This is a genomic window from Halorubrum tibetense (assembly GCF_042661865.1).
GTDB lineage: Archaea > Halobacteriota > Halobacteria > Halobacteriales > Haloferacaceae > Halorubrum > Halorubrum tibetense.
In genome coordinates, this window is sequence record NZ_JBHSWW010000670.1 from 1 (window position 1) to 579 (window position 579).

Consider the following 579-nt stretch of genomic DNA (forward strand, 5'->3'; position numbering starts at 1 on the left):
AATCGTTGCCGGTGAGCTGCTTAAACACCCTACCTGCACAAATCCGCAGGGCGCAAACAAACAGCTTTTGCTGACCCCTTGATAGCACCTCTGCCGCAGGCATCTTACCGAGCCGCAATTTAAGATCAGCACGATGGGGGCCGGCACTGGTATGCCCTAGCTGCCCGTCACGAGCAAAATTCTGCCGTAATATCTCTGCCAGAGAAACGCCCTCCTCCCAGCCACCAAAGTAGCTAATATTAACGGAAGTTAAGGCGGGTAAATCCTGCAAGAGCAGCGCTAACTCCTGATTGAACAGGTTGAAAACCTCTTCCCTTAGTAGATGTAAGGTCTCAGCGTTGCGTGCTAATTCTATGTCCCAAGGTGCTAACAGATCAGCGTTTATTCTACCAGATCGCAGCAAAGTATTCCGTTGTTTCAGGGCTTGCCTAGCTTGTCGCCAAGCAGGCAAAAACTCATGTTTCACGTGAAACACTAACCAATCAAGAAACTGCCGTCTCTCCAACGGGCCACCCACGAGCAACTCAAAGGTTTCCGAGTAGATCACTTGCAGCGGTAAGATCTTGGCCAATTCGGCAG

The 579-nt window shown here is 50.6% G+C and carries 1 protein-coding gene; it reads right to left on the reverse strand.

From position 1 onward, the window contains the following. Positions 1-579 (reverse strand): DNA replication/repair protein RecF (gene recF / locus ACFQEU_RS17660; RefSeq protein WP_379784267.1); only part of this gene is annotated, 579 nt, incomplete at both ends.